Source organism: Desulfosalsimonas sp. (genome assembly GCF_046483245.1).
In the GTDB taxonomy this organism is placed as follows: domain Bacteria; phylum Desulfobacterota; class Desulfobacteria; order Desulfobacterales; family Desulfosalsimonadaceae; genus Desulfosalsimonas.
The window spans coordinates 23,534-30,993 of record NZ_JAWODO010000051.1 but is presented as its reverse complement, the minus strand read 5'-3'; the positions used below and the strand labels follow the sequence as shown (position 1 = coordinate 30,993).

At 54.7% G+C, this 7,460-nt stretch carries 7 protein-coding genes; 2 read left to right on the top strand and 5 right to left on the bottom strand.

The annotated features are described in order from the left end of the window. Both R6U41_RS05400 and R6U41_RS05395 read left to right on the top strand, forming a co-directional pair. A partial coding sequence (locus R6U41_RS05400) for a hypothetical protein (RefSeq protein WP_410268811.1) occupies window positions 1-488 on the top strand: 488 nt, incomplete at its 5' end. Next, window positions 457-1,152: a DUF4197 domain-containing protein gene (locus tag R6U41_RS05395; protein WP_410268810.1), complete on the top strand. Its 696-nt coding sequence runs from the start codon at window positions 457-459 to the stop codon at window positions 1,150-1,152. The genes R6U41_RS05400 and R6U41_RS05395, both read left to right, overlap by 32 nt. A gap of 10 nt (window positions 1,153-1,162) precedes the next feature. On the opposite strand, the gene R6U41_RS05390 is transcribed toward R6U41_RS05395, so the two are convergent. From R6U41_RS05390 to R6U41_RS05370, 5 genes are all read right to left on the bottom strand, one after another. Next, entirely contained in the window at window positions 1,163-3,055 is a 1,893-nt protein-coding gene (locus tag R6U41_RS05390; protein ID WP_410268809.1) for an ATP-binding cassette domain-containing protein, read from the bottom strand. A 92-nt stretch (window positions 3,056-3,147) separates the two neighbouring features. Continuing rightward, a complete protein-coding gene (locus R6U41_RS05385) occupies window positions 3,148-3,363 on the bottom strand; it encodes a hypothetical protein (protein WP_410268808.1) in 216 nt (71 codons plus the stop codon). An 82-nt stretch (window positions 3,364-3,445) separates the two neighbouring features. Then, on the bottom strand, window positions 3,446-4,984 hold the full coding sequence (locus tag R6U41_RS05380) for an STAS domain-containing protein (RefSeq protein ID WP_410268807.1): 1,539 nt from the start codon (window positions 4,982-4,984) through the stop codon (window positions 3,446-3,448). 2 nt (window positions 4,985-4,986) lie between these two features. Further along, entirely contained in the window at window positions 4,987-5,799 is an 813-nt protein-coding gene (locus R6U41_RS05375; protein WP_410268806.1) for an undecaprenyl-diphosphate phosphatase, read from the bottom strand. A 1-nt stretch (window position 5,800) separates the two neighbouring features. Further along, window positions 5,801-7,450, bottom strand: coding sequence for a SpoIIE family protein phosphatase (locus R6U41_RS05370; protein WP_410268805.1), 1,650 nt, complete (start codon window positions 7,448-7,450; stop codon window positions 5,801-5,803). Window positions 7,451-7,460: the final 10 nt, after the last annotated feature.

Below are 7,460 nucleotides of genomic sequence, written 5' to 3'. Positions count from 1 at the left end.
CTATCGTCAGCCTTTCACGCCGGCGACAGGGGTTCAAATTCCCTTGGGGACGCCAACAATTTCAAGAGGCTTGCAAAAACCGTAAACCTGCGCTCATGGATGGAACTGCTTTCAGACACGGTTTTGCTTTTGGTCTCTTGTTTCATAAATCGCCTGAAAGGGACCATTCACCCTTTCAGGCGCTTTTTTTTCGTCCTTTTTCCGCTCTCAGCAAATCCGATGGTTTCCGCCTGCATTCATTGATCTGCACTGGTAAAGAAGTATCAAACTTCGGGTTGTTGTTTGATTTTCTTCACACAAGGGCTATGGTTGAACAAACAGGGATTGGTTTTTTAAACAGGACGCATCAATTTCATGATTCATCCGGGGGGGGATGGTATGCTGTTGTTTCCATGGAAAATAAAAAAATACCAGTGTGTTGTCGTGATATGCGCAGTCGCCCTTTCGGCCTGGGTGGTGAACCCGGCGAATGCGGAAAACCTCTTTGAAAAGGGGCTTAAATTTTTTTCCGGTTCCGGGGATGAAGCCGGGTCTGCTGCCAGTGCTCTGAGTTCCGATGAAATCAGCCAGGCTTTTAAGCAGGCCCTGACCATGGGTGCCAAAAAGGTTGTGGCGCAGCTGGGACAGGAAGGCGGGTTTAACGCGGACCCGGATGTGCATATCCCCCTGCCGGAACAATTTTCGGTTGTTCAGACAACCCTGGAAAAAGTCGGGATGTCCTATTTGGTCGATGATCTGGAATTAAAGCTCAACCGGGCCGCGGAAAAAGCCGTTCCGGAAGCAAGGGCGCTTTTTTTGGACGCCATCGCGGAAATGACATTTGCGGATGCCAAACAGATCTACAAGGGCCCGGAGGATTCCGCCACCCGTTATTTCAGGGACAAAATGGCCGATCCCCTGGCCGATAAAATGCGGCCGGTGATCAGGGACAAGCTCTCCGAGGCCGGAGCTGTTCAGGCCTATGACAAGCTGATGAGCAAGTATCAGTCCATGCCCTTTGTTCCGGATGTCCAGGCCAACCTCACCGATTATGCCACTGAAAAGGGCATAGAGGGGATTTTTCATTACATGGCAGAAGAAGAATCCGCCATTCGTCAGGACCCGGCCAAACAGACCACTGATTTGCTAAAGCGGGTTTTTGGATCCCGATAAGTACAGTTCTTTATTTTGCAAATGCTTCTAAGCGCTCCCACCGCCGGTAGGCTTCGGCGATGTGTTTTTCCACGGTCTTGAGCCGGTTTTGATGGGCCACAATGGTTTGCCGGTCCTGCTTGTAGAAATCCGGCCCGGCCATGACCGCCTGAAGACTGTCTTGTTCGGCTTCCAATGTTTCAATGGTTTCGGGCAGGGCTTTTAATTCCCGCTTCTGATGAAAGTTCAATCCTTTGGATCTGGCCGCAGCAGGCGTTTTCCGGGACTGCGGTTTTTGGGATCGGTCCCCGGGCTCAGAATTGCCGGGCGCCGGGCGCTGGGCCAGCCAATCATTATAGCCCCCGGCATATTCAGTGATCTTTCCGCTGCCTTCAAAAACCATGGTGCTGGTGACCACATTGTTTAAAAATCGCCGGTCATGGCTGACCATCAGCAGGGTTCCCTCAAAGGAAACCAACAGTTCTTCAAGGAGTTCCAGGGTTTCGGCATCCAGGTCATTGGTGGGTTCGTCGAGCACGAGCAGGTTGGCGGGCCGGGTAAACAGCTTTGCCAGCATCAGGCGGTTTCTCTCCCCGCCGGAAAGCACGTGGACCGGAGTGCGGCTACGCTCGGGAGAAAAAAGAAAGTCCTGCAGATAGCCCATCACGTGCCGCCTGCGCCCGTTGAACACGATAAAATCATTGTCTGAAGAAATGTTTTCCTTGACCGTTTTCTGCTCATCCAGGCGGGCCCGGAGCTGGTCAAAATAAGCGGGCTGGAGACGGGTGCCGTGATGTACGTTGCCGGAACCAGGGCTGATTTCGCCCAAAAGCAGCCGGATCAGGGTGGTCTTCCCCGCCCCGTTGGGACCGATAATGCCGATTTTATCCCCGCGCATGATCATGGTGGAAAAGTTGTCCACAATCGGGGTGTTGTCGTAGTTATGGGTCAGGCCTTTGGCCCGGATGACGATTTTTCCGGTTCTTTCGGCTTCCTGAAGTTCCATGCGCGCCTCACCCGTGCCGGCCCGGCGCCGGCGGACCCTTTCACGCATTTGCTGTAGGGCGCGCACCCGGCCCTGGTTGCGCGCGCGTCTGGCTTTCACCCCCTGCCGGATCCAGGCTTCCTCCCGGGACAGTTTTTTGTCAAAATTGCGTTCCTGCTGCTCTTCTGCATCAAGCTCGGCCTGGCGGCGCTGCAGAAACTTCGGGTAGTCGCAGGCATGGGAGATCAGGCGGCCCCGGTCAATCTCCATGATCCGGGTTGCGATCCGTTCCAGGAAAGCCCGGTCATGGGTGACAAAAAGCAGTGTTTTGACATGGCGCAGCAGAAATTCTTCCATCCAGACGATAGTGTCGATGTCAAGGTGATTGGTGGGTTCGTCAAGCAGCAGCAGATCCGGGTCCCGGGCCAGGGCCCGGGCAAATAAAACCCGCCGCTTCATGCCCGCGGACAGTTCATTAAAATCCGTGTCCCCGTCTATTCCCGTGCGCGATAAAATGCTTTGAACTTGCTGCTGCAGAGACCAGCCTTCTGTGGTATCCAGCAGGTGCTGGAGGTCTTCACGTTTTTGCGCCTGTGTGCAATCCCCGGCAGTCTGCAGGCCCCGGCCTGTTCGGTGAAATTCGGCCAGTGCTTCACCGGTTTTTCCCTGTCCCCGGGCCACAACCTCAAAAATGGTACCATCAAAGCCCCGGGGCACCTCCTGTTCCAGGGCGGCCACCCGGATGCCGTGCTGACGGGCAATTTTTCCGGCGTCAGGCAAAATTTGGCCGCTGATCAAGCGCAGCAGAGTGGATTTTCCCGCCCCGTTGCGGCCCAGAAGCCCGACCCGCTCTCCTTTTTCAATGTTGCCGGTTATCCTGTCGAGCAGATATGGCCGGCCAACCCCCCAGCTGACCTCCTGCATGCTGATCAATGCCATATAAATGGTGTTCCTTTTGCGTCATGGCTGTATGAAGAAATCTTTCCAAGCCGTTCCGGCCCCCCGCGGCTGTCTGCAGACTTCTGGGCTTTTCAGGCCTCAAATGCAATGCCCTTGCTTCGGATTTTTTCAATGATATTGTCGAGCTGGGCCTGGTCGCAGTCAGTGATGCGGTAGACGTTTTTGACCCCGTCGGTGAACATGAGCACCACGTCGCCGTTTTCATCAATGCGGCCCTTGCGAATGTAATCCGATGACAGCCAGGGTTCCAGGGCTTCGAGAAATTGGGTTAAAGAGCAGGTGTTCATAGAAAAAACATCTCCTTGGGTTTGTTTTACCTAAACGGATCGATTTTTAAGTTTTAAAAATTGGAAACGCTCAGTTTGGTTTTTAAATACTGTCTGGCAGCAGTTTTTCGGCAGCACGAACGTTTTCAGTGACGACAAAGAGTTTGTCAAGTCGTAAAATTTCAAACATCTGTTGCACCGGGGGCGTGAGGCCGCAGAAAATGCAGGTGTGGCCGTTTCTTGCCGCATGGCGCTGGATCTGAATAAACAGATGCATGCCCGCGCTGTCAATAAATTTTAAGCCCGCCAGATTAAATATGGCGTTTCGATCCCCTATGGTTTCGATGACCGATTCCATGTCCATACCCGCGGCACTGGGGGCGTCGAGCTGGCCGTAGAGATGAAAGACCGTGGCATTACCCCGGATTACTGCAAGATAATAAAACGAGGAGCCCTGGGAGTTGCGGGACAAAAGTTCAATGACTGCATCCTGGTTCGGCAGAATGCTTTTTTCGAAAAAATCTAAAGTGCGGCTGACTTTGAAAAACCGGTAAACCGGGGGGCGGACGCCCACAAGGAAAATCTGCCGGTTTTCGGCCGCGGCTGTGCGCCACAGGGCAAGCAGCAGGCCGAGTCCGGAGGAATCCATGAAATAAACACCGGAAAGATCAAGGACAATTTTGGGTGTCTGGCGGATCATGCTTTTGAGTTCATCTTTGATCTCCCCGATAACAGATGCGTCCAGGGGATCGGGCAGGACAATGATTTTTAAAATGGTCCCTTGCGGGGAGCGGGACATGCTGGCTTTTACCGAAGCGGTTGGCAGACGGACATGAAACAGCTTATGGGCCAGGTGCTGGTACTGCTGGTAGAGGACAATGGGCAGAATTTTAAATCCAAATACCACGGGTGTGTGAAAAAAGTGGCGCCAAATACTGTAAAAAAACAGGGAAATATTTCCGTCCTTGCCTTGCAGGTGTTTGGCAATGGCTGATGTGATCTGCCGTGAGCCGGTAAACGCAAGAATGACGGGCATGTTTAGCCGATGCCGGTGCCGGGCCAGCCAGGATCCAACCCGCGGGTCCTGCAGGTCAATGAGAAGAAAGTCTGCGTAGGAGCTGTTGATTTCATCGAGCAACCCGGTTTCAGGGGTGTTGTCCGGTTTTGGGTTGTGGCGGCTGCCAAATGCCACCCAGCCCGCCAGCCGGATATCCGGATAGGCCGCTTGGACCAGATCGGCTGCGGCATTTACCTCCCGGCTGCTGTGGCCCACCAGAAACAGGCTTTTTTGTTTTTTCTCAGCAAGCCTCAGAAACTTGTCAAACCATTGATCCCCGGAAAAGGGCGGCTTGAGCCGGGTGCCCATACTGCGGGCTGCCCAGGCAGTGGCCCGGCCCATGGGCATCATCAGGTCCGAATGGCGCATGGCGTTAATCCAGTCCCGGCTCTGCCCGAAAGGGGCATTTGGTTTTGCATTTAGTCTGATTATGGTATCGGCATCCACAGCCACGGCAAGGCGGGGCCGGCCGTCTCTTGCATAGGCATCCGCCATGGAAAAGATCCGGTCCACGGCTTCATCCAGTCCCAGGTTGTCAATGGGAACGCCCAGAAGAACTGTGGTTTCAAAAAGTGCAGGTTTCATGTTCACCATGCCAGGATGACAATCAAACCCCCCATGATCCAGCAATAGGGAGCAAAAAATGCCAGTTTTCCTTTTTTCACCAGGTATACCAGCAGCGACAGGGCGGCATATCCCATGGTCCCGGCAGCAGCTGTTCCTGCCAGGATTACCGGCAGACGGGCGGTTCCGGTAATGGGTGCGTCTATTGCGTTGAGCAATGCGGCCCCGGCAACGGCCGGAATGGATAGCAGAAACGAAAACCGGGCCGCAGTGGTCCGGTCAATGCCCAGGTAAAGGGCTGCGGCTATGGTGGCCCCGGAGCGCGAAACACCCGGAATAATGGCCATACCCTGGGCAATGCCGATCAGCAGGGCACTGCCGGTACCGGGACCGGAATTTGGCAGGTCCGGCTGCTGTTTATACCGGGTAAACCACATCCAAAAGCCCGTGACAATCAGCATGAATCCCACAAGCAGCACCGAGGAAAAAAGCAGATCCCCAATGCCGTGAAACCCTATGCCCATGATCGCCGTGGGGATCGATCCGGCAATGATCAGGCCTGCTATGCGCACTTCAGAAGGCGCGGCCTGCCGGCTGCGCCATTGGCTGTTAAACAGCCATTTTCCGGTTTGCGTCACAATGGCGGCAATGTCTTTGCGAAAATAGATGCACACGGCCGCCAGCGTGCCCATGTGCACAGCCACGTCAAAGGCCAGTTCCGGGTCTTTAAGGCCCAGCAGATTTTGAAACAATACAAGGTGACCGGAACTGCTCACCGGCAGAAATTCGGTCACCCCCTGGATGATTCCTAAAGCAATGGCCTGGAGAAACGTCATGTCAATCCTTTGCAAACAGCAGGATTTGGATGCGGGCCGAATTGACGCCAGCAGCTTTATCCCGGTGGTAAGAGATGTGATCCACAAACTGGGAAATCAGGTAGCAGCCCATGCCGTTTTCACGTGTCCCGTCAAGCACCGGGGGCGCTATGGATGTGGGATCAAATGATTTTCCGGGATCACGGAACTCCATTTCAATGCGGTCTGTATAAACGGTTGCAATAATATGGATTTCGTGGCCGGCAGCCTGGTCCAGGCCATGTTTGATGATATTGGCCACCAACTCGGTTGCCGCCACTTCCAGCTGAGAGATGCGAAGTTCATCCAGGCTGCCGGCCCCGTGTTCCCGGCAGAAACTCCGGATAAAGAATCGCAACTTTTTCAGGTTTTCCAGGTCGCTGTCAATGCTTAAAGACCTGGAAGACAAGGCCCGGTCCGGCCGGTTTTGGGGTTGGATTGTTGCGCACACGCAGGTAAAATCGTCTGAAAACACTTCTGTTCCCGTAAAATCCACCACGTCGTTGTAAATGGCAGTAATCATGGCATTTCCATCCATTTCCGCGTTTTTCTCCACCAGGGCCGCCAGCCGGTCTTCTCCGTATAAGTTCCCATCCGGATCGGCCGCTTCGGTCACCCCGTCGGAATAGAACACAAACATGTCGCCCGGGGCAAAAGAAACGGTCATCTGCTGAAACGGGGCGGTTTCCGGAAAACCCAGGGGCATGTTCACCCCGCTGAGCAGGTGGGTGCGGCTTTCGGCTTTTTTCCAATGAATGGTCCGGACATGGCCGCAATCCACGAAAACAAACCGGTGCCGCACAAGATCAAACCGGCCGTAGCAAAAGGTGACAAAGGTTTCCAGCTCCTTCATTTGTTCGATCATATGGCGGTGAACCCCGGCCACGATCTGTTCCGGATCGGGTTGGCCTTTTTGTCCCGGCAGGGATCGGGTTTTGTTGATCACCCGCAAAAACGCGCTTTTCAGGGCAGCGGCCATGAATGCCGCCATGATCCCCTTGCCCATGATATCAGCCACCACCACGTCGAGGCTGTCCGGGCTCAGTTGGATGAAATCGTAGAAATCCCCGTCAATTTGCTGGGAGGGAATGGTCATGCGGGCGATCTGCATGCCGGGCAGATCCGCAGGGGGGCGGCCCAGAAGCAGGGTGTGCTGGATCTGTGTGGCCACGAAAAGCTGGTGCTGCCGGGCCTGCTCCAGCTTTTTTTCCGCTGTTTTCAGGCGCCGGGTCTGGCGGCAGGTTTCCACGGACTTGTCCACCAGGGCGGCCACCTGTCCGGGATTAAAGGGCTTGATCACATAATCAAGTGCTCCCTGTTTCATGGCCTCCACCGCATTGGCAATGTTTTCGCTGGCCGTGAGCATCAGCGGGGCCATGTCCGGATAGTGCTGCCGGATGTAGCGGAGGCAGTATAGCCCGTCGCCTTCGGGCATTTTCAGATCCAGAACCGCTGAGGCGATGTTGTCGGAGAGCTGTTCCACCGCCTCTTTGCCGGTTTTGGCGCAGATAACATGATAGCCGCTTTTTTCCAGTTTTCTGCGCAGCAGCAGACGCGTGGCAGGGTCGTCATCTGCAACCAGCACCCACGGCGCCCCGGCGCCGGTATGTTGTGATTTGTCAAAATCAGCCATGGCGCAATCT

What these genes read in the sequence shown, in the direction of transcription:
- R6U41_RS05375 (WP_410268806.1), bottom strand. Translation starts at nt 5,799, where the DNA reads ATGACGTTTCTCCAGGCCATTGCTTTAGGAATCATCCAGGGGGTGACC.
- R6U41_RS05370 (WP_410268805.1), bottom strand. Translation starts at nt 7,450, where the DNA reads ATGGCTGATTTTGACAAATCACAACATACCGGCGCCGGGGCGCCGTGG.
- R6U41_RS05380 (WP_410268807.1), bottom strand. Translation starts at nt 4,984, where the DNA reads ATGAAACCTGCACTTTTTGAAACCACAGTTCTTCTGGGCGTTCCCATT.
- R6U41_RS05390 (WP_410268809.1), bottom strand. Translation starts at nt 3,055, where the DNA reads ATGGCATTGATCAGCATGCAGGAGGTCAGCTGGGGGGTTGGCCGGCCA.
- R6U41_RS05385 (WP_410268808.1), bottom strand. Translation starts at nt 3,363, where the DNA reads ATGAACACCTGCTCTTTAACCCAATTTCTCGAAGCCCTGGAACCCTGG.